This window comes from Rhodobacter capsulatus SB 1003 (assembly GCF_000021865.1).
Taxonomy (GTDB): Bacteria; Pseudomonadota; Alphaproteobacteria; order Rhodobacterales; family Rhodobacteraceae; genus Rhodobacter; species Rhodobacter capsulatus_B.
This window is the reverse complement of the sequence record NC_014034.1, coordinates 2,606,459-2,633,097: the sequence shown is the minus strand read 5'-3', so window position 1 is coordinate 2,633,097 and position 26,639 is coordinate 2,606,459. Positions and strand designations below refer to the sequence as shown.

25 protein-coding genes are annotated in these 26,639 nt (G+C 67.4%); 17 read left to right on the top strand and 8 right to left on the bottom strand.

Features of this window, described 5'->3' with window-relative positions; all coding sequences use genetic code 11:
- The first annotated feature begins 223 nt into the window (after positions 1-223).
- The 7 genes from RCAP_RS18585 to RCAP_RS12110 all read left to right on the top strand — a co-directional run bounded on the left by RCAP_RS18585 (position 224) and on the right by RCAP_RS12110 (position 8,102).
- The gene (locus RCAP_RS18585; protein WP_013068163.1) at positions 224-1,360 is read left to right on the top strand and encodes a PAS domain-containing protein; all 1,137 of its coding nucleotides are present in this window, start codon (positions 224-226) and stop codon (positions 1,358-1,360) included.
- Positions 1,357-2,697, top strand: a complete 1,341-nt coding sequence (locus RCAP_RS12135; protein ID WP_013068162.1) for a sigma 54-interacting transcriptional regulator — start codon at positions 1,357-1,359, stop codon at positions 2,695-2,697. The genes RCAP_RS18585 and RCAP_RS12135 overlap by 4 nt, the downstream gene beginning before the upstream one ends.
- Positions 2,694-3,746, top strand: a complete 1,053-nt coding sequence (locus RCAP_RS12130) for an ABC transporter substrate-binding protein (protein ID WP_013068161.1) — start codon at positions 2,694-2,696, stop codon at positions 3,744-3,746. The genes RCAP_RS12135 and RCAP_RS12130 overlap by 4 nt, the downstream gene beginning before the upstream one ends.
- An 81-nt stretch (positions 3,747-3,827) precedes the next feature.
- Complete coding sequence (locus tag RCAP_RS12125) at positions 3,828-4,928, top strand: ABC transporter ATP-binding protein (protein ID WP_013068160.1); 1,101 nt, start codon at positions 3,828-3,830, stop codon at positions 4,926-4,928.
- A complete protein-coding gene (locus tag RCAP_RS12120; protein ID WP_013068159.1) occupies positions 4,925-5,794 on the top strand; it encodes an ABC transporter permease in 870 nt (289 codons plus the stop codon). Before RCAP_RS12125 ends, RCAP_RS12120 begins: the two co-directional genes overlap by 4 nt.
- Positions 5,795-5,803: 9 nt before the next feature.
- Positions 5,804-6,586 carry an ABC transporter permease gene (locus RCAP_RS12115; protein ID WP_013068158.1) on the top strand — a complete coding sequence of 261 codons (783 nt, stop codon included), beginning with the start codon at positions 5,804-5,806 and terminating at the stop codon, positions 6,584-6,586.
- Positions 6,587-6,602: 16 nt separating this feature from the next.
- Positions 6,603-8,102, top strand: a complete 1,500-nt coding sequence (locus RCAP_RS12110) for an aldehyde dehydrogenase (RefSeq protein ID WP_013068157.1) — start codon at positions 6,603-6,605, stop codon at positions 8,100-8,102.
- Positions 8,103-8,126: 24 nt separating this feature from the next.
- Here the strand turns inward: RCAP_RS12110 and RCAP_RS12105 are convergent, their stop codons facing one another.
- The 6 genes from RCAP_RS12105 to RCAP_RS12080 form a co-directional block, all read right to left on the bottom strand.
- A complete protein-coding gene (locus tag RCAP_RS12105) occupies positions 8,127-8,858 on the bottom strand; it encodes an aspartate/glutamate racemase family protein (RefSeq protein ID WP_013068156.1) in 732 nt (243 codons plus the stop codon).
- Complete coding sequence (locus tag RCAP_RS12100) at positions 8,858-9,574, bottom strand: ABC transporter ATP-binding protein (protein WP_013068155.1); 717 nt, start codon at positions 9,572-9,574, stop codon at positions 8,858-8,860. Before RCAP_RS12100 ends, RCAP_RS12105 begins: the two co-directional genes overlap by 1 nt.
- Positions 9,575-9,577: 3 nt before the next feature.
- Entirely contained in the window at positions 9,578-10,360 is a 783-nt protein-coding gene (locus tag RCAP_RS12095; RefSeq protein WP_013068154.1) for an ABC transporter ATP-binding protein, read from the bottom strand.
- Entirely contained in the window at positions 10,357-11,328 is a 972-nt protein-coding gene (locus RCAP_RS12090) for a branched-chain amino acid ABC transporter permease (protein WP_013068153.1), read from the bottom strand. The genes RCAP_RS12095 and RCAP_RS12090 overlap by 4 nt, the downstream gene beginning before the upstream one ends.
- A gap of 3 nt (positions 11,329-11,331) precedes the next feature.
- Positions 11,332-12,201: a branched-chain amino acid ABC transporter permease gene (locus RCAP_RS12085; protein WP_013068152.1), complete on the bottom strand. Its 870-nt coding sequence runs from the start codon at positions 12,199-12,201 to the stop codon at positions 11,332-11,334.
- A gap of 68 nt (positions 12,202-12,269) precedes the next feature.
- Positions 12,270-13,457: an ABC transporter substrate-binding protein gene (locus RCAP_RS12080; RefSeq protein ID WP_013068151.1), complete on the bottom strand. Its 1,188-nt coding sequence runs from the start codon at positions 13,455-13,457 to the stop codon at positions 12,270-12,272.
- Positions 13,458-13,661: 204 nt separating this feature from the next.
- Between RCAP_RS12080 and RCAP_RS12075 the strand changes: the two genes are divergently transcribed.
- Positions 13,662-14,378 (top strand): GntR family transcriptional regulator, encoded by a 717-nt coding sequence (locus tag RCAP_RS12075; protein ID WP_013068150.1) that lies wholly within the window; start codon positions 13,662-13,664, stop codon positions 14,376-14,378.
- A gap of 6 nt (positions 14,379-14,384) precedes the next feature.
- Here the strand turns inward: RCAP_RS12075 and RCAP_RS12070 are convergent, their stop codons facing one another.
- Positions 14,385-14,858, bottom strand: a complete 474-nt coding sequence (locus RCAP_RS12070) for an Lrp/AsnC family transcriptional regulator (protein WP_013068149.1) — start codon at positions 14,856-14,858, stop codon at positions 14,385-14,387.
- 412 nt (positions 14,859-15,270) lie between these two features.
- Between RCAP_RS12070 and RCAP_RS12065 the strand changes: the two genes are divergently transcribed.
- Genes RCAP_RS12065 through RCAP_RS12025 form a run of 7 tightly spaced genes read left to right on the top strand, consistent with a single transcriptional unit; the run spans position 15,271 to position 23,808 of the window.
- Positions 15,271-16,227 carry a radical SAM/SPASM domain-containing protein gene (locus tag RCAP_RS12065; RefSeq protein ID WP_337999037.1) on the top strand — a complete coding sequence of 319 codons (957 nt, stop codon included), beginning with the start codon at positions 15,271-15,273 and terminating at the stop codon, positions 16,225-16,227.
- The gene (locus tag RCAP_RS12060; protein ID WP_013068147.1) at positions 16,224-17,957 is read left to right on the top strand and encodes a fatty acyl-AMP ligase; all 1,734 of its coding nucleotides are present in this window, start codon (positions 16,224-16,226) and stop codon (positions 17,955-17,957) included. The genes RCAP_RS12065 and RCAP_RS12060 overlap by 4 nt, the downstream gene beginning before the upstream one ends.
- On the top strand, positions 17,950-19,158 hold the full coding sequence (locus tag RCAP_RS12055; protein WP_013068146.1) for a cytochrome P450: 1,209 nt from the start codon (positions 17,950-17,952) through the stop codon (positions 19,156-19,158). The genes RCAP_RS12060 and RCAP_RS12055 overlap by 8 nt, the downstream gene beginning before the upstream one ends.
- A 38-nt stretch (positions 19,159-19,196) precedes the next feature.
- Positions 19,197-19,445, top strand: coding sequence for an acyl carrier protein (locus tag RCAP_RS12050; protein ID WP_013068145.1), 249 nt, complete (start codon positions 19,197-19,199; stop codon positions 19,443-19,445).
- Positions 19,442-21,217, top strand: a complete 1,776-nt coding sequence (locus RCAP_RS18580; RefSeq protein WP_013068144.1) for a TylF/MycF/NovP-related O-methyltransferase — start codon at positions 19,442-19,444, stop codon at positions 21,215-21,217. The genes RCAP_RS12050 and RCAP_RS18580 overlap by 4 nt, the downstream gene beginning before the upstream one ends.
- 21 nt (positions 21,218-21,238) lie before the next feature.
- Positions 21,239-22,705 (top strand): CmcI family methyltransferase, encoded by a 1,467-nt coding sequence (locus tag RCAP_RS18575; RefSeq protein WP_013068143.1) that lies wholly within the window; start codon positions 21,239-21,241, stop codon positions 22,703-22,705.
- Complete coding sequence (locus RCAP_RS12025; RefSeq protein ID WP_013068142.1) at positions 22,702-23,808, top strand: alpha/beta hydrolase family protein; 1,107 nt, start codon at positions 22,702-22,704, stop codon at positions 23,806-23,808. Before RCAP_RS18575 ends, RCAP_RS12025 begins: the two co-directional genes overlap by 4 nt.
- Positions 23,809-23,817: 9 nt before the next feature.
- Here the strand turns inward: RCAP_RS12025 and RCAP_RS12020 are convergent, their stop codons facing one another.
- Positions 23,818-24,660 (bottom strand): AAA family ATPase, encoded by an 843-nt coding sequence (locus RCAP_RS12020; protein ID WP_013068141.1) that lies wholly within the window; start codon positions 24,658-24,660, stop codon positions 23,818-23,820.
- 194 nt (positions 24,661-24,854) lie between these two features.
- Between RCAP_RS12020 and dksA the strand changes: the two genes are divergently transcribed.
- Entirely contained in the window at positions 24,855-25,277 is a 423-nt protein-coding gene (dksA, locus tag RCAP_RS12015; protein ID WP_013068140.1) for an RNA polymerase-binding protein DksA, read from the top strand.
- Positions 25,278-25,452: 175 nt separating this feature from the next.
- On the top strand, positions 25,453-26,625 hold the full coding sequence (locus RCAP_RS12010; protein WP_013068139.1) for an FAD-dependent monooxygenase: 1,173 nt from the start codon (positions 25,453-25,455) through the stop codon (positions 26,623-26,625).
- Positions 26,626-26,639 lie beyond the last annotated feature (14 nt).

Here is a 26,639-nt window from a genome sequence, read left to right as displayed (position 1 = left end):
ACAGGCGGTGCCGCTTCTGCGCTGCCGCGCGGGCATCATCGCCGCCTGTGCCGGATTTTTCGACCCGTTGCGGCGGTTTCCCCGCGGGAAAATGCAATATCGCTGCGAAAGATGCGCAATATCGCAGCGAAAATCCGAAAGCGTGCCGGGATCGCGCAATTTCGATTGCCGCTGCGACGGGAGGTCGCATCCTCGGGGGAAATGAACCCTGACCGACGGCGCCATGACACACAGCCCCCCCGCCTTTGCCGATCTGCCGCTGCCGGTGCTGGCGCTTGCCGCCCCCGGCACCGCCCGCGCGGCCAATCCTGCGGCCGCGCTTTGGCTGGCGGCACGGGGTCTGGCGGCCGGGGGGGCGCTTTCGGATCTGTTCGCCGCCGAGGCGGCCGACCGGCTGGCGGCGATCTGCGCGGGCAGGGAACCGGCGCCGCAGGGCTTTGTCGCCCGGCTGCAGGCAGAGGAGCTTCCGGCCGCCCTGCACTGCGCCCCCCGGGACGGCGGCGGGCTTTGGCTGTTCGTGCTGCGCCTGACCGAGCCGCTGCCTGCGGCCTTTGCCGAACCGCTCGACCGGCTCGAGATCCTGTCGCAGATGATCGATGCCGCCCGCGACGCCTGCTGGTGCATCGATTTTCTGGACCCGGTCGATCTGCGCCGCCCCGAAGACGAGATCGTCGATCAGGTGTTTCGCAACCGCGCGCGCTGGCGGGCCTGCAACGATGCGATGGCGGCGCTTTACGCCGTGCCCGCCGATCAGGATTTCAACACCCAGCCGGTCAGCCGCTACTTTCCCGAAACGCCGGTCAACCGGGCGATGATCCGCGATCTGGTGCGGATGGGCTACCGGCTGGATGGTGCGCAGGCGATCGACCAGCGCCATGACGGCACGCCGATGCTGGTGGAAAACGATTTCCGCGCCCTGATCCGCGACGATCAGCTGATCCGGCTTTGGGGCACCACCCGCGACATCGGGCCAAGCCGCGCCCGCGAACGCGCGATCAGCGCCGAGGCCGAGGTGATGCGCGACATCCTGGGCGCCGTGCCCGATCCGATCTTTGTCCTTTCCGAGGCCGGGCTTGTGCTGGCGACCAACGCCGCGGCCGAGCGCGCGCTGGGCGGCAGCGGGCTGCTGGGGGCGCCCTTCGACAGTCTGGCCGCGACGCGGCAAGCCTTTGCGCGGCTGTGCAGCGCGGCGCTGGAGGACAGCGAGGCGGAGACCGAACTGGCGCTGCGCGAGCCCGATCACCCCCGCGCGGCCTGGCTTTTCCGGGTCACGCTGATGCCCGAGGGGCCGCGCCGTTACGTTCTGCGCGGCCGCCGCAAGACCGCGCGGCGACGCGCATCGGCGGGGGAACCGGCATGAGGTTTTATCGCAGCGAACCCCAGGCCGGGCTGGGTCGTCGTCGTCCGGGCTTCATCGACGATCCGGGGTTTCCCAGTTTTCTCAACGGCTTGACCGATGGCGCGGCGCTGGTCGAGCTGGACGGGCGGATCCGTCTGGTCAATGCGCCGATGGAGCGGCTCTTGCGCGCGACCCGGGCCGATCTTCTGGGCGCGGATCTCGCGCGGCATCTGCGCGGCACCGGGCGGCTGGCGGCGGATCTGTCCGAGGGGCTGATCCGGCTGCGGCGGACCGAGACCACGGGCACGCTGCCCTCGGGGCGGGCGGTCAGCGCGCAGCTCTCGATCCTGCGGCAGGACGACGATCCCTATGCGGCGCTGCTGACGCTGCGCGAGTTGGGGGCGCATCCGGTGGCCAGCCCGGCGCGGGGCCAGTTCCGGCTGGCGCGCGATCTGGCGCCGCAGGCGCCCTTTGTCACCAGCCCGGCGCGGCAGGCGCTGGCCGAGCGGCTCGAGGGCGCCCTGGCGCAGGGGCTGACGGTGCATCTTTCGGGCGAGACCGGCACCGGCAAGACGACACTTCTGACCCGTGCTCTGGCCGGGCAGGGGGCGCCGGTGGCGACGATCTTCTGTGCCGCGCTCGATCCCGCCAGCTTCGAGGCAGAGCTTTTCGGCACCGGCGCCACCGATCCCGGCCGCATCGGCCGGATCGAGGCGGCGGCGGGCGGCACGCTGGTTCTGGAAGCAGTCGATCTGCTGCCCCCGGCGCTGGCCGGGCGGCTTCTGGCGACGCTCGATGCGGTTCTGGACAGCGGCGGCACCCGGATCGTGTCCACCGCCACGCAGCCGCTCTGGCCGCTTTGCGCCAATGGCACGCTGCCCGAGGCGCTTTATTTCCGGCTTTGCGACCTGACCCTGACCCTGCCGCCGCTGCGCGCCGAGCCCGCCTTTCTGGCGCCTTTCCTCGACGCCTGGCTGGCCGAGATCAACCGGGCCCGGCCGCGTCCGCTGGCGCTTTCGGCGCGGTTCGTCAAGGCGCTCGCCGCCCGGCCGCTGCCCGGCAACCTGCGCGAGGCGATCGCGGCCCTGCGCTGCGCCGCGCTTTGCGCCGGGACCACGGCCGAGCCCGCGCATCTGCCGCCCGCCCGGGACATGGCCGCCGCGCCGGTCCCCGACCGGACCGGGCTGCCGCTCAAGGATCTGGTCCGGGAATTCGAAATCCGGACCATCGAGAATTCCGTGGCCGACCACGGAAGCAAGCGAAGCGCCGCAAAGGCGCTCGGCATCGATGTCGCGACCCTGATCCGCAAGATGAACAGGTCACGCGACACGCAACCAACAAGGAGTGAAACCCCATGACTCGGAGACGGACCGCGCGGGCGCTGACCGCGTTCGCGCTTGCCACCCTGCCGCTTGGCGCGGCGGCGGGCGAGCTGAACATCCTCACCTGGGAAGGCTATGCCGACCCGTCCTTCCTCAAACCCTTCGAAGAGGCCTCGGGCTGCGCCGTCAGCGCCACCTATGTCGGCTCGAACGACGATTTCGCGGCCAAGCTTGCGGCGGGCGGCGGCGTCTATGACGTCATCACCCCCTCGCTCGACACGGTGTCGATGATGCGGCTGGCGGGCTTCGTCGATCCGGTCGACCCCGCCACGGTGACCGGAGCCGAGGGCATCTATCCCGAGTTCGCCAAACATCCCGAGATCGTGGTCGAAGGCGAAACCTGGGCGGTGCCGCTGATCTGGGGCTCGGTCTCGGTGATCTACCGCCCCGACAAGGTCACCGGCACGCCCGATTCCATCGGCCTGCTGTTCGACCCGGCCTACAAGGGCAAGATCTCGCTTTGGGACGACAAATCGGCGATCTACTGGACGGCGCGCTATCTGGGCTTTGAGAACATCTTCGATCTGAGCGACGCGGAACTGGAGGCGGTCAAGGCCAAGCTGATCGCGCAAAAGCCGTTGATCCGCAAATACTGGTCAAGCGCGGGCGAGCTGACCGATCTGATGGCCAATAACGAGGTCTGGGTTTCGAACGCCTGGACGGGGCTGACCTCCAAGGACGTGAACGCGCTGGGCAAGGGCTTCACCGTGGCCGAATTCTCGCCGAAGGAAAAGGCCGAGGGCTGGATGGATTCGATGATGCTGGTCAAGGGCACGCCGAACCAGGAATGTGCGGTCAAGTTCATGTCCTACATGCAATCGCCCGAGGGTCAGTGCGGCATCGCCAAATCGACCGGCTATTTCCCGGTGAACCCGGGTGCGGTGTCCGCCTGCATGGATGCGGCGATGAAGGCAGAGCGCAAGGTCGACAACATCGACTTCGTCAAAAGCCTGGTGATGTGGCAACAGCCGGTGCGGCTCGACAAATATCTCGAGGTCTGGAACGCGGTGAAAGCGGCGCCCTGAGGCCGCTTCCCCCTTTCGACCCAGATCAGCGGCCCCGGAACGCCCGGGGTCGCCCCCTTCCGCATCGCACAGGATTGGCCCATGTCCGCACGCCCTATCGTGACGCTCGACGGCGTCACCAAATCCTTCGGCAGTTTCAAGGCGCTGCACGAAACCAGCTTCTCCATCGGCGAGGGCGAATTCGTCACCCTGCTTGGCCCCTCGGGCTGCGGCAAGACGACGACGCTGCGCCTCATTGGCGGGTTTGAGCTGCCCACCACCGGCAAGATCGGCATTGCCGGGCAGGATGTGACCAGCAATCCGCCCTATCGCCGCCCGGTGAACACGGTGTTTCAGGATTACGCGCTCTTTCCGCATATGACGGTGGCGGAAAATGTCGCCTACGGGCTGACCGTGCGCGGCTCGACCGTCGCGCGCTCCGACATTCCCCGCCAGGTGGCCGAAGTGCTTGAAATGGTCGGGCTGAGCCAGATGGGCGGCAAGCGCCCCGGCGCGCTGTCGGGCGGGCAAAAGCAGCGCGTGGCGATGGCGCGGGCGCTGATCCGCAAGCCGCGGGTGCTGCTTCTGGATGAGCCGCTCTCGGCGCTCGATGTGAAACTGCGCGAGGTGATGCAGGTCGAACTGAAGCGGCTGCACCGGGAATTGGGCATCACCTTCCTCATGGTCACGCATGATCAGACCGAGGCTTTGGCGCTCTCGAACCGGATCGTGGTGATGGAGGCCGGGCGGATCCGCCAGATCGGCACGCCGAACGATTTGTATGACCGCCCGGCGACGCCCTATGTCGCCGATTTCATCGGCGCGACGAACCTGATCGAGGCGCGCTACGAGGGGCGCGAGGCCGGGTTTGACGTGATGTCCCTGCCGGGCGGCGCGAAGCTGCGCCGCAAGACCGCGGGCAATGGCGGCTTCCATCCGGGCACGGATGTTCTGATCGGCATTCGCCCCGAACATCTGCGCCCCGCCGCGGGCGACAATCTGCTGCAGGGCAGGGTGGTCGACACGCTTTTCCACGGTGACAGCATAAGGCTGGAATTCCTGCCCGATGGCGCGACGCAACCGGCCTTTGCGCAGCTGCCGCGCGGCGCGGCGCTTTCCGCCGATGCGCTGATGCCGGGGCAGCCGATCCGCTTTGCCGTTGCCCCCGAGGACGTCATGCTGTTTGCCAAGGTGGCGGCATGAAACGCCCCTCCGCTTCGATGCTGCTGACGGCGGGGCTTTTCTCGCTGCCGCTGGGCTGGGCGCTGCTGCTTCTGATCGTGCCCTATCTGCTGATGATCGCGGTCGGTTTCTGGACCCGGCAATTCCCGCTTTTCGTCCCCGATTTCCAGTTCGGCAACTACGTCCAGCTGTTCTCGGACCCGCAATATACCACGGTGATCCTGCGCACGCTGAAGATCGCAGCGATGGTCACCGCCTGCGCGCTGATCCTGGGCTATCCGCTGGCCTATTTTCTGGTCTTCACCATCCGCTCCGACCGGCTGCGCAACCTGATCTACATGGCGGTGATCGTGCCGCTCTGGGTCAGCTACCTGCTGCGCGCCTATACTTGGAAGATCATTCTGGGCACCGATGGCGCGCTCAATTCCGCGCTGATCTGGCTTGGGCTGATCGACACGCCGCTCGATGCCTTCCTTTATAACCAGACGGCGATGGTGATCACGCTCACCTATATCTTCGTGCCCTTCATGGTGATGCCGATCTATGCCGTGCTGGAAAACATCCCCAAGGGGCTGATCGAGGCGTCGGAAGACCTTGGCATCGGGCCTTTGGGTACCTTTGCCCATGTGATCGCGCCCCTGTCGCTGGGCGGGGTGGTGGCGGGGGCGATGATGACCTTTTGCCTGAGTTTCGGCGATTTCGTCGCCCCTGTGCTGGTCGGCGGCCCCGATGGGACGATGGTGGCGAACCTGCTGCAAACGCAATTCGGCGCGGCGCTGAACTGGCCGCTTGGGTCTGCGCTCGCCACGCTCGTGCTGATCATGGTGCTGGCGATCCTGGGCCTCACCGGCTGGGCCGAACGCGCCTCGGCGCGCAATCTGCGATAGGGGGCGGCGATGAAACAGCTTTTGTGGTGGCAAAAGGGGATGGTCGGCTTCGTCTTTGGCGTGCTCGCTTTCCTTTACCTGCCGATCGTCGTGCTCGTCGTCTTTTCCTTCAACGACAGCAAGGTGACCTCCTTCCCGCTGTCGGGCTTCACCTGGCATTGGTATCAGGCGGTCTTCGCCAATGCGCAGATGCTGACGGCGCTGAAAAACAGCCTGATCGTCGCCACCTGCGCCACCGGCCTGACGCTGACCATCGGCACGCTGGCGGCCCTTGTGCTGGATCGTCACGACTTCCCGGGCAAGGGGCTGTTCCGCAATGCGATCCTCTTGCCGCTCAGCCTGCCGGGGCTGGTGACCGGCATCGCGATGCTGAATTTCTACAAGCAGATCGGCATTCCCCAAAGCCTGACCGCGGTGGTGATCGGCCATGCGACGGCGCTGCTGGGGGTGGTCGTCAGCCAGGTGATGGCGCGGCTCGCCAAGACCGATCACCGGCTGCTGGAGGCCTCGGCCGATCTGGGCGCCGGGCCGGTCGAGACCTTCTTTCGCGTCACCCTGCCCGCGATCCGGCCGGCGATCCTTGGCGCGGGGCTTCTCAGCTTCACCCTCAGCTTTGACGAGATCCCGGTGACCTATTTCCTGACCGGGCGCGACATCACCCTGCCCATCTACATCTATTCCACGCTGCGCCGTGGCATCACCCCCGAGATCAACGCCATCGGCTCGCTGATCGTTCTGGTCTCGCTTCTGCTCATCATCCTCTCGGTCGGGCTGCTGCGCGACCGCAAATAACCACAGGGAGAACACCATGACCGATACCACCTTGGCCTATTGGCAGGGGCTTGCCGAAAAGCTGACGCTGCGCACCCGCCACTTCATCGGCGGCGACTATCTGCCCTCGGCCGATGGCCGCACCTTCCAGACGATCAACCCGGCCAATGGCGCCGTTCTGGCCGAGGTCGCCCGCGGCGGTCAGGCCGAGATCGACCGCGCCGTGTCGGTCGCCCGCAAGGTCTTTCGCTCCGGCGTCTGGTCAAAGATGGAGCCGCGCGCCCGCATGGCGGTGCTGGAGAAATTCGCCGCGCTGATCGAGGCGCATGGCGAGGAATTCGCCGTCCTTGACAGCCTCGACATGGGCAAGCCGGTGATGGACATGATGAACATCGACGTGCCCTTTTCGGCCACGACGATCAAGTTCTTCGGGGAATCGATCGACAAGTTCCACGGTCAGGTGACGGCGACGGCGACGACCGCGCTGCATTACATCCTCAATCAGCCGCTCGGCGTCGTCGGCATCATCACGCCCTGGAACTATCCGCTGATGATGGCGGCGTGGAAGCTGGGCCCGGCGCTCGCCACCGGCAATTCGGTGGTGCTGAAACCGGCCGAGCAATCGCCGCTTTCGGCCTGTCTGCTGGCCGAGTTGTTCATCGAGGCGGGCGGTCCGCCCGGCGTCTTGAACGTTGTCCAGGGTCTGGGCGAGGAGGCGGGCAAGGCGCTGGCGCTGCACATGGATGTCGACAAGATCGCCTTCACCGGCTCGACCGAGGTCGGCAAGCTTCTGATGATCTATGCCGGTCAGTCGAACATGAAGCGCGTGACGACCGAATGCGGCGGCAAGACCCCGCAGATCATTCTGGGCGACTGGGACGATCTGGACACCGCCGCGACCTATGCGGTGAACGGCATCTTCGGCAATCAGGGCGAGGTCTGCAACGCGGGCTCGCGCATCCTTGTGGCGCGGGAATTGCACGACGCCTTTGTCGAGAAATTCATCGCCACGGCAAAGCAGAATTTCATCCTCGGCGACCCGCTCGATCCCGCGACGACGATGGGGCCCTTGGTCACCACCGACCAGCAGGCGCGCGTTCTGGGCTATATCGCGAAGGGCCGCGCCGAGGGGGCGGTGCTGGCGCTGGGCGGCGGCACGCCTGCGGGCCTGTCGCACGGTGCCTATGTGGAGCCGACGCTGTTCACCGGGGTCAACAATGCCATGACCATCGCGCGCGAGGAAATCTTTGGCCCGGTCGGCACGATCATTCCGATCGACGGGCTCGAAGACGGGCTCGAAATCGCCAATGACTCGCCCTATGGGCTGGCCGCTTCGGTCTGGACCCGCGATCTGGCCAAGGCGCATACCTTCGGGCGCGAGATGGAGGCGGGCGTGTGCTGGGTGAACTGCTTCGATCACGGCGACATGACCTCGCTTTGGGGCGGGTTCAAGCAGACCGGCAACGGTCGCGACAAGTGTTTCGAGGCGCTGTCGCAATATACCCAGACGAAATCGGTCTGGATCAATCTGGGCTGACAGATCCGGCCCGGCCCGTCCCGGTTACGGGGCGGGCCCACGCCCGGGCGGGACCGGCGCCGATTTGTCGAACCGCGGCGGCGCATAGCCCCCCAGCCGCGAGGTGGCCAGGCCAAGCCGCACCATCCCCTCGGCCAGGGCCACGGCGCAGACGACGCCATCGAGCACCGGCAGCCCATGCGCCTGCGACAGCGCCCGGGCCAGATCGGTCATGCCCGCGCAGCCCAGCACGATCGCCTCGGCCCGGTCCTCAAGGATCGCCCGCGCGACTTCATGGCCGATGCGCGCAGAGGCGTCGCTGAGCGGGTCTTCCAGATCCAGCACCGGAATTTCCGAAGCCCGCACCCGGGCGCAGCGCGCGGCCAGACCGTAACGGGCCAGATTGTGCGAAATCGCCGGAACCGACCGGCCCAAAGTGGTGACGACCGAGAACGAATTCGACAGCATCGCCGCCATGTGAAAGGCCGCCTCGCCGATGCCGATCACCGGCTTGTCGGTCAGACAGCGCGCGGCATCAAGCCCGGTATCGTCGAAACAGGCGATGATCACCGCGTCATAATCCGACCGGCTGCCGATCACCTCCAGAAGACCGGCGAGGCTGATCGCCTCGTCGTAATAGCCCTCGATCGAGGCGGGGCCGCGGCCCGGATTGACCGCAAGGATCTCGGTCCCCGGCGCGGCCACCCGACGCGCGGCGGCGCCGATCTTTTCCGTCATCGTGGCGGTGGTGTTGGGATTGATCACCAGCAGACGCATCAGATGTCTCCGCCCAGATAAGCCGCCTTGATCCGCGGGTCGTGCATGAGGTCGGCCGAGGCGCCCGAAAGCGCGACAGTGCCGGTCGAGAGCGCATAGGCACGCGCCGAAATCGACAGCGCCATGCGGCTGTTCTGCTCCACCAGCAGCACCGACACGCCCTCGTCGCGGCTGATCGCCACGATGGCGCGGGCGATGTCCTGCACCAGCTTCGGCGCGATCCCAAGCGAGGGCTCGTCAAGCAACAAAAGCTTCGGCGCCGCCATCAGCGCCCGGCCGATCACCATCATCTGCTGCTCGCCGCCCGAAAGCGTCCCCGCCTGCTGGCCATAGCGTTCCTTCAGCCGCGGAAACCGGGTCAGCACGGCCTCAAGCGAACGCGCGATCCCGGCCGTGTCGGAGCGGGTGAAAGCGCCCATCAGCAGATTGTCCCTGACCGACATCAGCGGAAACACCCGCCGCCCCTCGGGCACCATGGCGATGCCCATTTTCACGATCTCGGCCGGGGATTTGCCGTCGATCCGGTCGCCGCGATAGGTGATCGTGCCCGCGCGCGGTTTGCGCAGGCCGGTGATCGCGCGCAGGATCGAGGATTTCCCCGCCCCGTTCGCGCCGATCAGGGCCACCGTCTCGCCCTCGGCCAGATTGAGCGACACGCCCTTGAGCGCATAGACGTGATCGTAATAAAGCTCGATGTTTTCAAGGCTCAGAAGCATGTCTCACATCCCGATCGCAGCATCTTCCGAGCCCAGATAGGCCTCGATCACGCGCGGATTTTCCTGAATTTCCGCGGGCGTGCCCTCGGCGATCTTTTCGCCGAAGTTCAAGACCACGATCCGGTCCGAGATCTTCATCACCGCCGGCATGTCATGTTCGACCAGAAGCACGGTGATGCCGCGTTCATCGCGCAGCCGCCGCACCAGCGCCACCATCCGCATCGTCTCGTCATGGTTCATCCCGGCGAAGGGCTCGTCCAGAAGCAGCACGGCCGGGTTGGTGGCGAGGCCAATCGCCATGCCCAGCGCCCGCAGATGCCCCTGCGGCAGGTTCGAGGCAAGTTCGTTTGCAATCGCCCCCAGCCCCAGAAAGCCGATGATCTCGTCGGCCGAGGCGGCAAAGGCGGTCTCGTCGGCCCGCGCCGCGCTCGATCCGAAAAAGAACCCGGCCAGCGTCGCCCGGGCGCGCAGGTGATGCGCGACGATGACGTTTTCGCGCAGCGTCATGGCGCGGAAGATCGTGGTTTCCTGAAAGGTCCGCACGACGCCCTTGCGCGCCACCGCATGGGGCGACAGGTTCGAGATCCGTTCGCCGCGAAACAGCACCTCGCCCGATGTGGTGCGCAGGAAGGACGAGATCATCTTGAACAGTGTCGATTTCCCCGCGCCATTCGGGCCGATGACCGACAGGATCTCGCCCTCGGCGACGTCGAAGCTGATGTCATTATTCGCAACCAGCCCGTCGAAGCGCTTGGTGACATTGCGGATTTGCAGGATCGGGCTCATTTCCCCCCCTTGCCGCGCAGCATCGCGGGCAGGCTGAGCAGGCCGTTCGGCACGACCAGCATCGCGGCGATGAGCAGCGTCGAATAGATCAGCATCTGGTATTTCGCGGCGGCGAAAAGCAGCGACCAGCCGAAGTAGAGGACCAGCGTGCCCAGCATCGGGCCGAAGACGAAGCCAAGGCCCCCCAGGAAGCAGTTCAGCATGAAGTTGACGCTGTCGGCGACCTGAAAGGAGGAGGGATAGATCGACTGCGAGATCACCACGAAGCCCGCCCCGGCGATGCCGCCCATGAAGGAAGACATCGCATAGGCCAGCACCCGGAGAAGCGCGATGTTGACCCCGATCGAGGCCGCCAGATCCTCGTTTTGCTGCAGGGACCGGAAGAGATGCCCCAGCCGCGACCGGGTCAGCCGCCAAAGCACCAGATAGGCGAGGCACATCAGCGTCACCGCCATCAGGTAAAACGCCAGTTTCGGGTTTTCGAGCGTGGCGAAATCGGGGATGAGCACCAGACCGAAGACCGAGACCTCGCCCGGCAGCGGGATCGAGGTGATGCCGCGCGCGCCATTGGTGATCGGCAGGGCCAGGGCCGAAAGCCGGGCGACCTCGGTCAGAACCAGCGTCACCATCGAGAAATAGACGCCCCGCAGCCGCAGGATCGGCAGGCCGATCAGCACCGCCAGCCCGGCGCAAAACAGCCCCGCAAGCGGCAGCGTGGCCCAGAAATTGACCCCCAGCTTGGTGATCAGGATGGCGGCGACATAGCCGCCCGCCAGCGCATAGGCGCCCTGACCGATGTTGATGCGGCCGATGTAGAAGGTCAGCCAGACCCCGGCCGAGCCGATCGACAAAAGCGCGACCGAGGTCAGCGTGTAGTAGAAATCCCACCGGCCGGTGAGGGCGATCAGCCCCGGCACGCCGATGTAAAGCGCCAGCAGGAAAGCGGCGAGGGAAACGGCACGGATCATGGCTCAGCCCCAGGGTTTGCCCATCAGCCCCTGCGGGCGGAAGGCGAGGAAAATCATCAGCGAGGCGAAGATGACAAGATAGGTGATGTCGCCGTAAGCTGCGAGCAGCGACAGGCCCACGGATTCCAGCATGCCCAGAATGAAGCCCCCGGCGATGGCGCCCGAAATCACCCCGGCGCCGCCGATCATGATCATCAGAAAGGCCTTGATCGAGGTCGGGCCGCCCATGCCAAGGTTCACGCCGACGATCGAGACGAGAAGCCCGCCCACCAGCCCCGCCAGCATCGCGCCCAGCGCAAAGCCGATCATCGAATAGCGCGCGACATCGACCCCCATCAGCTCGGCCGCCATCCGGTCTTGCGCCAGGGCCCGCATCGCGCGTCCGGTGCGGGATTGGCGCATGAAGAGGATGAAGGCCCCGATCAGCGCCACGGCCAGGACCCCGATCAGGATCCGGTCATAGGGCATGACGATGCGGAAATCCCAGTTGAAGACGCCCGGAACAAGCTTCGGAATGCCGCGCTGCTTTTCGCCAAAGACCAGAAGCGTCACCGCATCAAGGAAAAACGCGATCCCGGCCGCCAGAAGCATCGTCGATTCCTCGCGCTTCGAGCGGCGGATGACCGGGGCAAAGAGGAACCTTTCGACAAAGGCGCCGAGCGCCGCCAAGGCGACGGCCGAACAGATCAGCCCGACGACGAAGGGCAGATGGAACTGCGCCACCACCGTATAGGTGATGAACCCGCCGATCACATACATCTGCCCATGGGCGAAATTGAGCACGTTCATCAGCGAAAAGATGAGCGTGAGGCCGAGCGCGATCAGCGCATAGGATGCGCCAAGAAAGAGCCCGTTGACGATGATCTGCTCCATGTCCTCTCCCCGGATCAAAGGATGGCCCGGCCGGTCGCGGCCGGGCCGGGGCCTGTCAGTCGGGCTTGTCAATCGACGGTGGCGACGAACAGCGTCTGGAAGGCGCCGTCCTTGTATTCGTTCACCACGAGCGGCACCGACAGCTGCCGCTTCTGCCCGAACGAGGTGGTGCCGACATAGCTCAGCTTCGCATCGCCCTTCATGTTAGGGTTCGGCGCGGCGAAACTGTCGATCGCGGTCTTGAAGGCGGCAATGTCGGTCAGGCCCTTCGGATCGGCTTTCAGCGTCTGCAGGATATATTCCAGCGCATAGACCTTGGTGTTCGACTCGTCGTTGTATTCGCCGAACATCTCGGTGTATTTCGCGACGAAGTCCTTCATGTAATCCGAGGCGATCTCGGGCGTCGAGGCGCCGCCGACCGAGATGAAGCCATTCGCCGCCTCGCCCGCGCCTTCCTCGATCACCTTGGCATCCTGCGCGGTCTCGGTCGAAATGAGCCCGGTGTAGCCCAGATCGCGGGCCGAACGGATCAGCTGCGGCGCGGCGGCCGGGGCGACGCCCGAGAGCACCAGAAGGTCGGGCTGCGATTTCAGCACCGGCAGCAGGACCGGGGTGAAATCGGTGGTGTCGACCTGATAGGTCACGTCCGCGGAGGTCACCTCAAGGCCCAGCGCCTTGGCGGCCGCAACGCCGCTGTCGCGCTGGCTCAGCGGGTCGGATTCATTCGCCGCGACAAAGGCGACCTTGGTGACGCCCTTGTTTTCTTTCAGGTATTTGTAGATTGCCGGGCCGGATTGATAGCTGGCCACCATGCCCAGGATCGCGTTTTCGGCGGGCTTGGTGTAAAGTTCCTTCGGGAAGGCATAGGGGATGTAGATGATGTCATTCGTCTCGGCCACCGGGCGCACGGCGGCGGCGCCGTCATCGACATTCGGGCCGACGACATAATGGATGCCCTGCTGCGCCATCTGCTCCATGCCGGCAATCGCGCGTTTGGGGTCCTTCTGGTCGTCAAAGGTGACGATCTCGATCTTGTAGGCGGTGCCGCCGATCTCGACGCCGCCCTTTTCGTTCAGCATCGCCGCCAGCGTCTGCATCGAGCGCACGTTCGAGGTGCCCCAGGCCGCCGCCGGACCCGAGGTGACGCCGACGAAGCCGATCTTCAGCGTCTCCTCGGCCCGGGCCAGCGTGGCGGAAAGCGAAAGCGCCGCCACGACCGCAAGCGCGGAGGTGGTGAGCATGGTGCGTCTGTTCATCGTGGAAACTCCCTGTGGACCGTCTTTATGTTTGCACCAGAGCCATGATCCGGCGCTCTGACGCGGTTGCCTGAGGTCAGGGAAAAGATTGTTAACAATCCTGTCAACCATCCTGTTATCCTGACTGTGACCGCCGCGACGCTTGCTGGCATCGGGGGGCGGATGTATTTGCCTGTGAAGACAGGATGTTTCGGACCATGTGTGATGAACGAGAGCCCCGCACAAGAGACAGACGGTTCCGGTGCTGGTGACGAAATCACCGAAACCGAGATCGTCGAGCGCATTTTCGAGGCAGTGATGGAACGGCGGCTGGCCGCGGGGACCAAGCTGTCCGAATCGGAATTGTGCAAGGCCTTCGGGGTCGGGCGGATGCGGATCCGCCGCTGTCTGCTGCTTCTGGCCAGCCGCGAGGTGGTGGAGCTGCGCGAAAACCGCGGCGCCTATGTGGCGAGCCCCACCCCGGCGCAGGCGCGCGACGTGTTCGAGGCGCGCGCGGCGCTGGAACCGGCGATCGCGCGTCTGGTGGCCGAGCGCGCGGGCGCCACGGAAATCGCCGCGCTGGAACGGTTCATCGCCGAAGAGGCCGCCGCCCATGAGCGCGGCAGCCGCCACGAGGCGATCCGGCTTTCGGGGCAGTTCCATCTGCAGCTGGCCGAGGCGAGCGGCAATGCCACGCTGGAACGGATGCTGCGCGAATTGGTGGCGCGCAGCTCGCTGATCGTGGCGATTTACGGGGCGCCGGGGCTGGAGACCTGCCGCGACCATGACCATGCCACGCTGCTGCAGGCGCTGCGCGCGCGCGACGGGGCGGCGGCGGAACGGCTGATGGCGGCGCATCTGCAAGACATCGCCGCGACGCTGGACCTGTCGGGCAGGGCACCTGCCGGGGGCGATCTGGTGTCGGTGCTGTCGGCGCGCTGAAGCCGCCTACCAGCTTTTGGTGTCGATCGGATAGGCGGTGGTGTGGCGCAGCCGCTCCATCGCGAAATGCGAGGTGATGTTGCGGATCGGCACCGCATCGGTCAGGCGGCGGTAAAGCAGGTCATAGGCCGCCATGTCCGAGACCGCGACGCGCAGCAGGTAATCCATTTCCCCCGCCATGCGCCAGACCTCCATGATTTCGGGCAGTTTTTCGACCGCGGCGGCAAAGGCGGCCCGCCACTCCGGGCCGTGATCGGGGGCCTCGATGGCGACAAAGACGGTCAGGCCCAGCCCCAGTTCCTGCGGATTGGCCAGCGCGACGCGCTTTTCGATCACCCCCGAGGCTTCCAGTTTCTGGATCCGCTTCCAGCACGGCGTCTGCGACAGCCCGACCCGGTCGGCGATCTGCGCCACCGGCAGCGTCGCGTCGCGCATCAGTTCAGAAACAATCTTGCGGTCGATCAGGTCAAGCTGGGCCATCCGGGCTCTCCGAAGCTGCGTCTTTGGCAAGGGAATGCCATCTTCGGAAAAAAGTCCACTGCGTTTATCGAGTTTTGGTATTTTTTATGCGTGGCGACGACGGCCGGGGGGCGCGGGGCGTGCTTGCCGCGGCTGTGGCAACTGCGGGCGACGCCGCGCAAGCGCCGACGAATCCCCCTTGACCACCGGGATTTACGATGGTCTTCCTGTACTTGCCGGGCATGTCCTGCGGGGCGTGTCGTTTCGGATTGTGCCGTGACGCCGTTGGTCCGACCTTTGCCAAAGACGTCCGGGGGTCGGTGTTGAAGGGCAAACTCATCAACAAGCCAGCCGACCGGGTCGTCTTTGGTCATGTCCGCCATCTGCAGCCGCGGGTTGCGCAACTTCGGGAGGCTGCGAAAGCCCATGACACATCCGTCGCCGCGACAGACGAGTCGGGCCGGGGCTTTGGCCGGGGGGGGGAGCCGGGAGGCCGCTGTCGCTGTCCACGCTGCATTTCGACATCGTCGGCGGCTGTCAGCTGCGCTGTGTCGGCTGCCCGAATTCCGGCCTTGATCCCCGCCCCGAGTTCATCGCGCCCGAGCTGTTCGCGCGCTGCCTGTCCAACATCGACGTGCCGAAGATCACGCTGATACGGCTGTTCAACTACGGCGAGCCGCTGCTGCATCCCGCGCTGGAAGAGCTGGGCCGGATCCTGCTGGAAAGCCCGATCCGGCGGCATTGGGTGGAGATTTCCACCAATGCGCAATCCGAGGCCCGCGACCGGCTGGAGGCGCTGGTGGCGATGGGGGCGCTCAATCTGCTGACGGTCAGCTGCGACGGCGACGGCACGCCGGCCAGCTACGAAGCCCTGCGGCCACCGGCCAGGTGGTCGAAACTGATGACGTTTCTGGCCTTTGCCCGGGATCTGGCGGCGACATATCCGGCCCTGCGCCTGCAGGCGCGCTGCGTGATCGAGGCGCCCGAGTACCGGCAGCGCTGGCGAGAGGTGCTGGGGCCTTTCGGCATTCATCCCGAATTCCGCGGCTGGATCCAGCTGCCCGACAGCCTGCGCGACCGCGCCCGCGATCGGGTGACGATGGGCACGGGCGGCTGTGCGATCGCCGCCGATCCGGGCAATCTTTACGTCGATCATCGCGGCAACATCGTGCCATGCTGCTTTCATCCGGGGGCGGCGCTGCTTGGCAATCTGGGGCAGGACCGCCTGAGCATGCTGCGGGCCGGGGACCGGCGCGCGGCCTTCTTGCGGGCGCTGGAAACGCGCCGGGCGGCGATGCCGGTCTGCAACCGCTGCGAGATGGGCGCGGACTGGGGGCTTGGCCCCCCGACCGAGGCGGTGACGCGGTTTTCGCAAGGGGGGGCGGCATGACAGAGGGGACATCGCCGGGCCTTCCCGGCACGCGGCCCGATGCCACCTTGGCGCAGGTGCTGCAACGGCACGCCCGGAACTGCCCCGACAAGATCGCCTTGCGGTTTCTGGACCGCGGCGAGGGCGAGGGGACCTGCCTGACCTATGCCGGGCTTGACCGTCAGGCCCGGCTTTGGGCGGCCGAGCTGCTGGCGCGGGGCGCGCGCGGGCGGACCGTGCTTCTGGTCTATCCGCCGGGTCTGCCCTTTGTCATCGGCTTCTGGGCCTGTCTTTACGCAGGCGCCATCGCGGTGCCGACGCCCTTCATCACGCCTGCGCGCTCTGCCCCGCGGATCGCCGCGATTGCCGCCGATGCGCGGCCCCGTCTGGTGCTGTGTTCGGCTGCGCTGGCCGCCGAGGCGACGATCCGCGACGCGGTGGCCGCGCTGCGGCCCGATCTGGACTGGATCGCCACCGACGGGCCCGCCCCCGCGGGCGATCCGCCGCAACCCGAACCGCCGCAACCCGAAGATCCGGCCTTCTTGCAATATACCTCGGGCTCGACCGCCGATCCGCGCGGGGTGATCGTCACCCAGTCCAATCTGATCGCCAACATGGAGATGATCCGCCGCGCCTTTGGCCATGACAGCACGACGCGGATGGTCAGCTGGCTGCCGCTGTTTCACGACATGGGGCTGGTCGGCGGGATGCTGCAGCCGCTTTATCTGGGGGCCGAGACGGTGCTGATGGCGCCGATGGATTTCATCCAGCGGCCCCTGCGCTGGCTGCAGGCGATCGCGCGCCACCGCGCCACCAGCAGCGGCGGGCCGAATTTCGCCTATGCGCTCTGTGCCGAGCGCCTGCGCCCCGAGCAGATCGAGGGCCTTGACCTCTCCAGCTGGCGCGTCGCCTTTTGCGGCGCCGAGCCGGTCCGGGCCGAGGATCTGCGCCGCTTCGCCGCCCGTCTTGCCCCGGCGGGCTTCGACCCGAAGGCGCTGTTTCCCTGTTACGGCATGGCCGAGACGACGCTTTTCGTCTCGGGCGGGCCGGCGGGCAGCGGGCTTGCCACGCTGCCCGGATCTGCCGACCAGCCCGAGCGGGTGATCTGCGGCCTTGGCGCCGCGGGGCAGCAGCTGGCCATCGTCGATCCCGAAACCCGCGAACGCCTGCCCGAGGGTAAGGTGGGCGAGATCTGGGTGGCCGGGCCGCATGTCGGCGCGGGCTACTGGCAGCAGCCCGACCGCAGCCGGGACAGTTTCGGGGCGCGGATCGCGAACGAGGATGGCCCGGCCTTCCTGCGCACCGGCGATCTGGGGCAGATGCGGGGCGAGGGGCTGGCCGTCGTCGGGCGGCTGAAGGATATCGTCATCATCCGCGGCGCCAAGCACCACCCCGAGGATATCGAGGCCGCCGCCACCCGCGCCCATCCCGCGCTTTCCGCCACTGCCGCCGCCTTTGCCGTGCCGCAAGACGGGGCCGAGGCGCTGGTCGTGGTGCAGGAGGTCCGGCGCGGCCATCAGGCCGATCCGGCGCTGGATCTGGCGGCGCAGGCGGTCACGGCGGCGATCTGCGAGGGCTTCGGGGTGCGCCCGTTTGAAGTCGTGCTGGTGCGGCCGGGCACCTTGCCGCGCACCACCAGCAACAAGATCCGCCGCGGCGCCTGCCGCGCCGCCCATCTGGCCGGAGAGCTGGCCCGCTGCCCGGTCACGAAGACAGATCATCTTTCATTTTCAGGAGGTTCCGATGGTTGATTTTGGATCGTTCAACAGTCTTGCGCCGCTGTTGCGCGACGACCCCTATCCGGTCTACGCGCAGCTGCGCGCCCGCGCGCCGGTGTTCTGGACCGAGACCGAACAGGCCTGGGTGCTGCTGCGCCATCAAGAGGTCAGCGCGGCCTTTTGCAACCCCGGCCTGCTGACGCTGGATCTGGGGCAGTTCGTCGCCGATGTCTCGCAGGCGCTGGGCGACCACCCGGTCGAGCTGTTGCGGCTGCTTGACATGGCGATCTTTTTCCGCAACCCGCCCGCGCATGGGCCGCTGCGCGCGCTGGTGGCGCGGCTTCTGGCGCTGCGCCCGCAGGCCGCCTGCGCCGCCGAGGTGGCGCGCATCGCCCGCAGCCTTCATGCGCCGCTGGTCCGCGACGGCGGTCTGGATCTGATGACCGGCTTTGCCGATCCGCTGCCGCCGCTGTTCATGGGCTGGCTTTTGGGGCTGGCCGATGCCGATGCGCTCTGGCTGGCGAAGACGCTTTCGGGGGTGCCGGTGATCCTCAACCGCGGCGCCTCGATCCGCGATTTCCGCGCCGCCGAACGGCGCCTGACCGAGGCCCATGCCTTCCTGCGCGCCGAGATCACGGCCCGCCGCCTTGCGCCGCGGGACGATGGCCTGTCGCTTCTGGTCAGCCGCAATGACGCCTCCGAGGCGCCCTTTGACGACGACCGGCTGACCGCCCTGACCAGTTTCGTCTTCATGGCGGGCTTCGAGACCACCTCGGCGCTGATCGGCAATGCGCTCTGGCTGCTGCTCGACCATCCCGATCAATGCGACCGCGTCGCGGCGGACCGGAAGCTCTTGGCCAGTGCCGCCGAAGAGGCCTTGCGGCTGGAGGCGCCGATCCAGCAGGTCCGCCGCCGCGCCGCCACCGACATGACCCTGGCCGGGCAGGAGATCCGGGCGGGCCAGCAGATCGTGCTGATGATCGCCGCCGCCAACCGCGATCCGCAGGCCTATCCCGACCCCGACCTTTACCTGCCCGGGCGCACCGGGCGGCCGGTGCAATCCTTTGGCGGCGGGCTGCATCACTGCCTGGGCGCCTGGGTCGCCCGGATGGAGGCCGAAATCGCGCTGGGCACCGTGCTGGACGGGCCGCGCCCGCGGCTGTGCATCGACCGGCCCGGCTGGCGGGCGCTGCACAACCAGCGCCGCATGACCAATCTTCCCGTGCAGGTCTGACCCGCATGGCCCCCGAAATACCTTGCTGCGAGGCCCCGATGCTGAATGAAACCGCCGTCAGAACCTGGATCACCGATTTTCTCGTGTCGCTCACGGGGGCAGAGGCGACCGCCATCACCGGCGATGCGCCATTTTACAACCTCGGGATCGACTCGGTCGATGCGGTGGTGATGGCGGGCGCGATGGAAGAACATTTCGGCACCGAGATCGAGGCGACGCTGGTCCTGCGCAATGCCACGATCGACGAGCTGATCGCCGATCTGCGCGAAAGCGGCCTGCTCGCATGACCCGCAAGCCGCCCGAGCTGAGCCTGATCGTGATCAGCCACGAGATGGCGCGCGAATTGCCGCGGACGCTTTACAGCCTGTCGCCGCGCTATCAGGAGGGCATCGCCGCCGAGGATTACGAGGTGATCGTGATCGACAACGGCTCGCGCCAGCCGCCGCGGGCCGAGGATTTCGCCGATCTGGGCCTGAATTTGCGGATCGAGCGCTTTGCCGATCCGACGCCCTCGCCGGTGCGGGCGATCAACCACGGGCTGGGCCTTGCGGCGGCGCCGCTGATCGGCGTCAGCATCGACGGCGCGCGGATGGCCAGCCCCGGCCTGCTGGAGGCCTGTCGCCGCGCGGCGCGGACCGATCCGATGCCGGTCGTCAGCACGCTCTCGTTCCAGATCGGGCCGGGGCCGCAATGGCTGACCCAGCAGCAGGGCTATGACAGCGCCTGGGAGGACCGGCTGCTGGCCGGGATCGACTGGCAGGCCGACGGCTACCGGCTGTTCGACATCAGCCCCTTTGCCGAGAATGTCCGGCGCGGCTGGTTCGGCCCGCTCAGCGAAAGCAATCTGCTGTTCCTGCCGCGCGCTCTTTGGGAGGCGCTGGGCGGCTTCGATCCGGCCTTCGAAAGCCCGGGCGGCGGGGCGGCCAATGCCGATCTGCTCTGGCGCGCGCTGGAACATCCGGGCACGCGGCAGGTGGTGGTTCTGGGCGAGGGGATCTTTCATCAGATCCATGGCGGCACCCACACGAATGCCGGGGCCGCCGCGCTGGAGGTGCACAAGCGCGCCGCCAAGGAATATTACCGCCTGCGCGGCCGGATCCGGGTCGTGGATACCGAGCGCAGCTATTTCGGCCCGGTGTCGCGCCGCGCCGCCGAGGTTTACGCCCGCCAGCTTGCCGCGGCGCAGACGGCCCCCCCGCGCGCGGCGGCAACGCCCTTGCGGCCCGGCCCCGAGGCGGGCGAGCGCTATCTCGACCTGCTCAAGGCGGTGCTTTTGAACGAGACCGGGCTGGAAACCGAGGTTGCGCTGGATGCGCTGCGGGGCCGAAAGGACATCCCCCCCGCCTTCTGGAGCGAGACGCTTTACGACGTGCCCGGCCAGCTGGCCCCGGCGCTGGCGGAAAAGCGGCGGTTGCGGGCGCAGGGGCTTGACACGCTGACCGCGCAGGCCGGTCCGCCGCTGGGCTATACGATGATCGGGCGGCGGCGGCTGGACCATCTGCAGGACTGCGTCGCCACCGTCCTGGCCGAGGCGGTGCCGGGCGATCTGATGGAATGCGGGGTCTGGCGCGGCGGGGCCTGCCTGCTGATGAAGGCGATGCTCGATCTGGCCGGGGCGCAGGACCGCAGCCTTTGGGTGGCGGATTCCTTTGCCGGGCTGCCACCGCCCGCGCTGCCCGAAGACGAGGGGCTGGATCTGTCGCGCGAGCGCGCCCCGGCGCTGGCCGTGTCGCAGGCGCGGGTGGAGCGGGCCTTTGCCGATTTCGGCCTGCTCGATGCGCGGGTGCGGTTCCTGCCCGGCTTCTTTGCCGACACGCTGGCGGGCTGCGCGGTGGAAAAACTGGCGCTGCTGCGGCTTGATGGCGATCTTTACAGCTCCACCCTGCAGGCGCTGGAGGCGCTTTACGACCGCGTCGCGCCGGGGGGCTTCGTCATCATCGACGATTACGGCGCCCTTGGCCAATGCGCGCTGGCGGTGGACCGCTTCCGCGCCGCGCGCGGCATCACCGCGCCGCTTGGCATGATCGACTGGACGGGCGCCTTCTGGCGCAAGTCGTGACCCTTTTTCGGAGACAGCCCCGTGTTCCAATTCTGGCCCAGTGTCGTCAAACCCATTCTGGACGCCGCCGAAGCGCGCCGCGTGATCGAGGTCGGCGCCGATGCGGGCCGCCATTCCCGGTTTCTGGCCGGCTGGGCCAAGGCCGCCGGGGCGCGGCTTGACATCGTCGATCCCGAACCGGGGCCCGAGGTGGCGCGGCTGTGCGACCGCTTCGCCGGGGTGGCGGTGTTTCACCCGCGCCCCAGCCTGGACGTGCTGGGCGATCTTCTGCCCGCCGATGTCGTGCTGCTGGATGGCGACCACAACTGGTACACGATGTATCACGAGCTGCAGGCGATCTACGGCGGCGACGGCCCGCTGGCACCCGATGCGCCGATCACTATCTGCCACGATGTCGAATGGCCCTATGCGCGCCGCGATCTTTACTATTGCCCCGACCGCATCCCCGCCGCGCATCGCCAGCCCCATCGCATCGGCGGGCTCTTGCCGCGGGAACGCGGCCTTTCGCCGGGGGGGCACAATGCGGGCTTTGCCCATGCCGTGGAGGAGGGCGGTCCGCGCAATGGCGTCAAGACCGCGATCGAGGATTTTCTGGCCGGACGCGGGGCAGAGTTTCATGTCGTCTGGCTGCCGCTTCTGTTCGGTCTGGCGGTGATCGTGCCGCAGCCGCGGCTGGCGGCGGACCGCGAGGGGGCGCTCTCGGCGGTGCTGGGCGGGCTGGAACTGAGCCCCCCGCTGCGCAGCCTGTGCAAGATCGCCGAGCTGGAACGGCTTGATGCCAGCCGCCCGATGCTGGCCCCCGCGGGATCGGGGCCAAGACCGGCGGCGGGGCAGGGCGGCGGGGCGCGGGAATTTTCCAGCGCGCTGCCCGGCGCAGTGCTGACCGACCTGCTCAAGGGCAGCCTTGACTATCGCTACAAGGGCCGGGCGATGCTGCTCAACCCGCTGGACATGGCGAATTATCTGGCGCTGCTGGGGCAGCTGAAACCGGCCGCGGTGATCGAGATCGGCAGTCTCGAAGGCGGGCGGACCGAATGGCTGGCCGACATGATGGTGGCGCTGGGCCTGCCCGGGCCGGTGATCAGCATCGATCTGTTGCCGCGCCCCCCCAGCGCGCATCCGCAGGTCGATGCCCGCATCGGCGACGCCCGCGATCTGGCGCGGGTGCTGCCGCCCGAGGAGCTGCGCCGCCTTGGCCATCCGCTGCTGGTGATCGAGGATTCCGCCCATGACGAGGCGACCTGCACCGCGGTTCTGGACTATGTCGATCCGCATCTGACGCGGGGCGATTACGTGATCATCGAGGATGGCGCGTTTCGCGACGCCGCCGACAGCGCGGCGGTGGCCTCGGCGCTGTCGCCGCCCTCGCGCGCGATCGATGCTTTTCTGGCCCGCCGCGGCGCCGATTACGAGATCGACACGCAGTCTTGCGACCGCTTCGGCTATAATGCCACGTTCAACTTCAACGGCTGGTTGCGGCGAACATGAGCAAGATCGCGCCTCCCGCCCCGCAGGACAGCCCGGCCGCCGCCGCCGCCGCCGCCCCCGTCGGGGCGGGGCTGATCGATCCGACGCTTGTGGCCGATCTGCGCAAGAAGATCGCGGCGGTCACAAGGCCCTGGTGGCGGGGCGAGGTGGTCAGCGCGAACGGGCTGATCTTCGGGGTCAATGTCGCGGGCTCGCGCCCGCCGCTGATCTGGAGTTGTCAGGGCTATGCGCCCTTTGCGGCGCTGGCCGCGGCACTCGGCCCCGATCAGCCGCTTTACGGCCTGCGCTCGGGGCATATGGTGGTGAAGCCCGGGGCAAAGACCCATCTGCATCTGGCGGCGATGTGCGCCGAGGAGGTGCTGTCCCTCGGTCTTTCGGGGCCGCTGTTTCTGGGCGGCAATTGTCAGGGCGCGCTTCTGGCGCAGAAGACCGCGCAACTGCTGACCGCGGCCGAGCACCCCGTCGCCCTGCTGATCTGTCTCAACCCGCTCCAGATCACCCCCTATGGCGGCCGCGCGGCCTTCATCCTCGGGCGCCATGACGTGACCAACCCGCTGTCGCGCTTTCACGACGCCGAGGCGCTGTTGCGCGCCAACCTGCCGCAATGCACGATCGACACCATTCCCTCGGAACATGGCAAGCTTTTCAACGGCAAGATCCTGGAACTGTGGACCGACATCCTGCGCCGGCGCATGGATGCGGTGACGGGAACCAGCCCCGGGGTCTTCCCGCTCTGGTCGCTTTCGGCCGAAATCACCGCGCCCGCGCAGCTGGTGATGCAAGCGCGCGGCCTGTGCGAGGTGCCGGTGAGCCTGCGCAACAGCTCGGACGCGGTCTGGGCGCCCAGCCCCGAAAGCGGGCTCTCGCTGGGCAACCACTGGCGCGCGCCCGATGGCAGCCTTTTGCAATGGCTTGACGGCCAGCAGCCGCTCGACCGGCCGCTGCCGCCGGGCGGCACGCTTGACACCACGCTTCTGGTGCGCGCCCCCGAGCGGGAGGGCGAATGCCTGCTCGAGATCGACCTGCAACAGGCCGGGGTGCTGTGGCTGGGCGAGATCGGCCCCGCCCCCGCGACCTGCCGGGTCACCGTCCTGCCGCGCTGAGGGCGGCGCTCAGCGCCCCTGCCGCCGCGCCATGAAGGCCAGCCGCTCGAACAGATGCACATCCTGTTCGTTCTTCAACAGCGCCCCGTGCAGCTTCGGCAACAGGTTTGCCGGATCGGCCTTCAGATCCTCGGGCGAGAGATCCTCGGCCAGAAGCAGCTTCAGCCAATCCAGCACCTCGGAGGTGGAGGGCTTCTTCTTCAGCCCCGGGGTTTCGCGGATCTCGTAGAATCGGCTCAGCGCGGCGGCCAGAAGCGCCTCCTTGATGCCGGGGAAATGCACGCGGACGATGGCGCGCAGGGTCTCGGCATCGGGGAAGCGGATGTAGTGAAAGAAACAGCGCCGCAAGAAGGCGTCGGGCAGTTCCTTTTCGTTGTTCGAGGTGATGATGACGATCGGCCGATGCGCCGCGCGGATCGTCTCGCCGGTCTCGTAGACGTGGAACTCCATCCGGTCGAGTTCCTGCAACAGGTCATTGGGAAATTCGATGTCGGCCTTGTCGATCTCGTCGATCAGAAGCACGACCTTGGCCTCCGCCTCGAAGGCCTGCCAGAGCTTGCCCTTGCGGATGTAATTCCTGACCTCGTTCACCCGCGCATCGCCGAGCTGGCTGTCGCGCAGCCGCGAGACCGCATCGTATTCGTAAAGCCCCTGTTGCGCCTTCGTCGTCGATTTCACCGCCCATTCGAGCATCGGCAGCCCCAGCGCCGCGGAAACCTGCCGTGCCAGTTCGGTCTTGCCGGTCCCCGGCTCGCCCTTGACCAGCAGCGGCCGCTCCAGCCGGACGGCGGCATTCACCGCCACGATCAGATCGGGGGGGGCAACGTAATCCTTGGTCGAGCTGAACTGCACTTGCCTCTCCTTGCTTGCTGCCGAAAGCCTAGCCGGGCGCCAAAATCGCCGCAAGCGCCGCGCGGGATCGGCGCAGGAAAGATGCCGCGGCCGCAAAGCGGGGGTGACAACCCATGCGGGTTAGGGTAAGTGAGCGCCGAGCGGTGCCGGGGGGCAAGCCCGACACGACCGAGGGCCCGACAGTGAGTGACGCGATGAAAGCCGAGACCTTCCTTCCCGACAATTACCGTCCGGCTGAAGACGAGCCTTTCATGAACGAAAGGCAGCTTGAATATTTCCGCCGCAAGCTTCTGGCGTGGAAATCGGAACTGCTGGAACAATCGCTCGAAACCCTTGAAGGGCTGGCCGAATCGGCGCGCAACGTGCCCGATCTGGCCGACCGCGCCAGCGAGGAAACCGACCGCGCGCTGGAATTGCGCACCCGCGACCGGCAGCGCAAGCTGGTCTCGAAGATCGATGCCGCGCTGCGCCGGATCGAGAATGGCGAATACGGCTATTGCGAAATGACCGGCGAGCCGATCTCGCTCAAGCGGCTTGACGCCCGGCCGATCGCCACGATGACGCTGGAAGCGCAGGAAAAACACGAGCGCCGCGAGCGCGTGCACCGCGACGACTGACCCCGGCCACCGCCTCGCAGGGGGGGTGCGACAGGGGGGTGCGACGCGACGCCCCAGCGTGGGGGGTTTGAATTCTCGCAAGGACATGGGACACCGGCACCAGCAGGGGCCGGTGCTTTTTTTGGAAGACGGCTCCGGGTCGGGCGGGGTCCAACGGTTCGGAAAGGGTCTGGTCGTGCTGATCGGTCGGAAGGTGACGGTGCTTGGGGCCGGGGTTGCGGGTCTTGCGGTGGCCCGGGCGCTGGCGCTTCGCGGCGCCGAGGTGACGGTGCTGGAACAGGCCGATGCGATCCGCGAGGTCGGCGCGGGCCTGCAGATTTCCCCCAATGGCGCGCGGGTGCTGCATGCGCTCGGGCTGGGCGAGGCGCTGGCCGCGGCCGGTCCGCAGGCCGAGGCGATCGAGCTGCGCGAGGGCGAGACCGGCAAGCGGGTGACGCGGCTCGATCTGGCGCGGCTGCGCCCGGGCGAGGAATACCGGCTTTTGCATCGCGCCCGGCTGATCGAGCTTCTGGCCGAGGGCGCGCGGGCGGCGGGCGTCGAGATCAAGCTGCAAAGCCGGGTGGCCGAGGTGATGCTGGGCCCGCATCTGCCGCGGCTGAAGATGCTCAAGGGCGAGGAGATCGAGACCGGCCTTCTGATCGGCGCCGACGGGCTGCAATCGCGGGTGCGCCGCGCGCTGAACGGCGAGGGGCGGCCCTTTTTCACCCATCAGGTCGCCTGGCGGACGCTGATCCCCTGCGACGATGCCGAGCCCAAGGTGGCGCAGGTCTTCATGGGCGACGGGCGGCATCTGGTCAGCTATCCGATCGGGCGCGGCCTGCGCAACATCGTGGCGGTCGAGGAACGCCAGCGCTGGACCGCCGAGGGCTGGTCGCATCGCGACGATCCGCGCAGCCTTCTGGCGGCTTTCGAGGAGTTCTGCCCGCAGGTGCAGGACTGGCTCGAGGCGGTGAAGGAACCCTGGCTTTGGGGGCTGTTTCGGCATCGCGTGGCGCGGGTCTGGCAGGGCCGCGGCGCGGCGATCCTGGGCGACGCCGCCCATCCGACGCTGCCCTTCATGGCGCAGGGTGCGGTGATGGCGCTGGAAGATGCCTGGGTGCTGGCGGCCTCGTTGGCGGAAGCGCAAAGCGACGCTGAGGGGCTGGCCGCCTATCAGGCGGCGCGGCGCGGGCGCTGCGAGGCGATCGTCGAGGCGGCGAATGAAAACGCCCGCAATTATCACCTGTCGGGCCCGGCGCGGGTGATCGGCCATCTGGCGCTGCGCACGGCCTCGGCGATTGCGCCGGGCAAGATCCTGGGCCGTTTCGACTGGGTCTATGGCCACGACGTGACGGCGCCGCGGAAATAGGAGCCGCGGCAGCC

Bases quoted from the DNA above. Each gene is read 5' to 3' on its own strand.
- RCAP_RS18585 (WP_013068163.1), top strand. From the start codon at position 224: ATGACACACAGCCCCCCCGCCTTTGCCGATCTGCCGCTGCCGGTGCTG.
- RCAP_RS12135 (WP_013068162.1), top strand. From the start codon at position 1,357: ATGAGGTTTTATCGCAGCGAACCCCAGGCCGGGCTGGGTCGTCGTCGT.
- RCAP_RS12130 (WP_013068161.1), top strand. From the start codon at position 2,694: ATGACTCGGAGACGGACCGCGCGGGCGCTGACCGCGTTCGCGCTTGCC.
- RCAP_RS12125 (WP_013068160.1), top strand. From the start codon at position 3,828: ATGTCCGCACGCCCTATCGTGACGCTCGACGGCGTCACCAAATCCTTC.
- RCAP_RS12120 (WP_013068159.1), top strand. From the start codon at position 4,925: ATGAAACGCCCCTCCGCTTCGATGCTGCTGACGGCGGGGCTTTTCTCG.
- RCAP_RS12115 (WP_013068158.1), top strand. From the start codon at position 5,804: ATGAAACAGCTTTTGTGGTGGCAAAAGGGGATGGTCGGCTTCGTCTTT.
- RCAP_RS12110 (WP_013068157.1), top strand. From the start codon at position 6,603: ATGACCGATACCACCTTGGCCTATTGGCAGGGGCTTGCCGAAAAGCTG.
- RCAP_RS12105 (WP_013068156.1), bottom strand. From the start codon at position 8,858: ATGCGTCTGCTGGTGATCAATCCCAACACCACCGCCACGATGACGGAA.
- RCAP_RS12100 (WP_013068155.1), bottom strand. From the start codon at position 9,574: ATGCTTCTGAGCCTTGAAAACATCGAGCTTTATTACGATCACGTCTAT.
- RCAP_RS12095 (WP_013068154.1), bottom strand. From the start codon at position 10,360: ATGAGCCCGATCCTGCAAATCCGCAATGTCACCAAGCGCTTCGACGGG.
- RCAP_RS12090 (WP_013068153.1), bottom strand. From the start codon at position 11,328: ATGATCCGTGCCGTTTCCCTCGCCGCTTTCCTGCTGGCGCTTTACATC.
- RCAP_RS12085 (WP_013068152.1), bottom strand. From the start codon at position 12,201: ATGGAGCAGATCATCGTCAACGGGCTCTTTCTTGGCGCATCCTATGCG.
- RCAP_RS12080 (WP_013068151.1), bottom strand. From the start codon at position 13,457: ATGAACAGACGCACCATGCTCACCACCTCCGCGCTTGCGGTCGTGGCG.
- RCAP_RS12075 (WP_013068150.1), top strand. From the start codon at position 13,662: ATGAACGAGAGCCCCGCACAAGAGACAGACGGTTCCGGTGCTGGTGAC.
- RCAP_RS12070 (WP_013068149.1), bottom strand. From the start codon at position 14,858: ATGGCCCAGCTTGACCTGATCGACCGCAAGATTGTTTCTGAACTGATG.
- RCAP_RS12060 (WP_013068147.1), top strand. From the start codon at position 16,224: ATGACAGAGGGGACATCGCCGGGCCTTCCCGGCACGCGGCCCGATGCC.
- RCAP_RS12055 (WP_013068146.1), top strand. From the start codon at position 17,950: ATGGTTGATTTTGGATCGTTCAACAGTCTTGCGCCGCTGTTGCGCGAC.
- RCAP_RS12050 (WP_013068145.1), top strand. From the start codon at position 19,197: ATGCTGAATGAAACCGCCGTCAGAACCTGGATCACCGATTTTCTCGTG.
- RCAP_RS18580 (WP_013068144.1), top strand. From the start codon at position 19,442: ATGACCCGCAAGCCGCCCGAGCTGAGCCTGATCGTGATCAGCCACGAG.
- RCAP_RS12025 (WP_013068142.1), top strand. From the start codon at position 22,702: ATGAGCAAGATCGCGCCTCCCGCCCCGCAGGACAGCCCGGCCGCCGCC.
- dksA (WP_013068140.1), top strand. From the start codon at position 24,855: ATGAAAGCCGAGACCTTCCTTCCCGACAATTACCGTCCGGCTGAAGAC.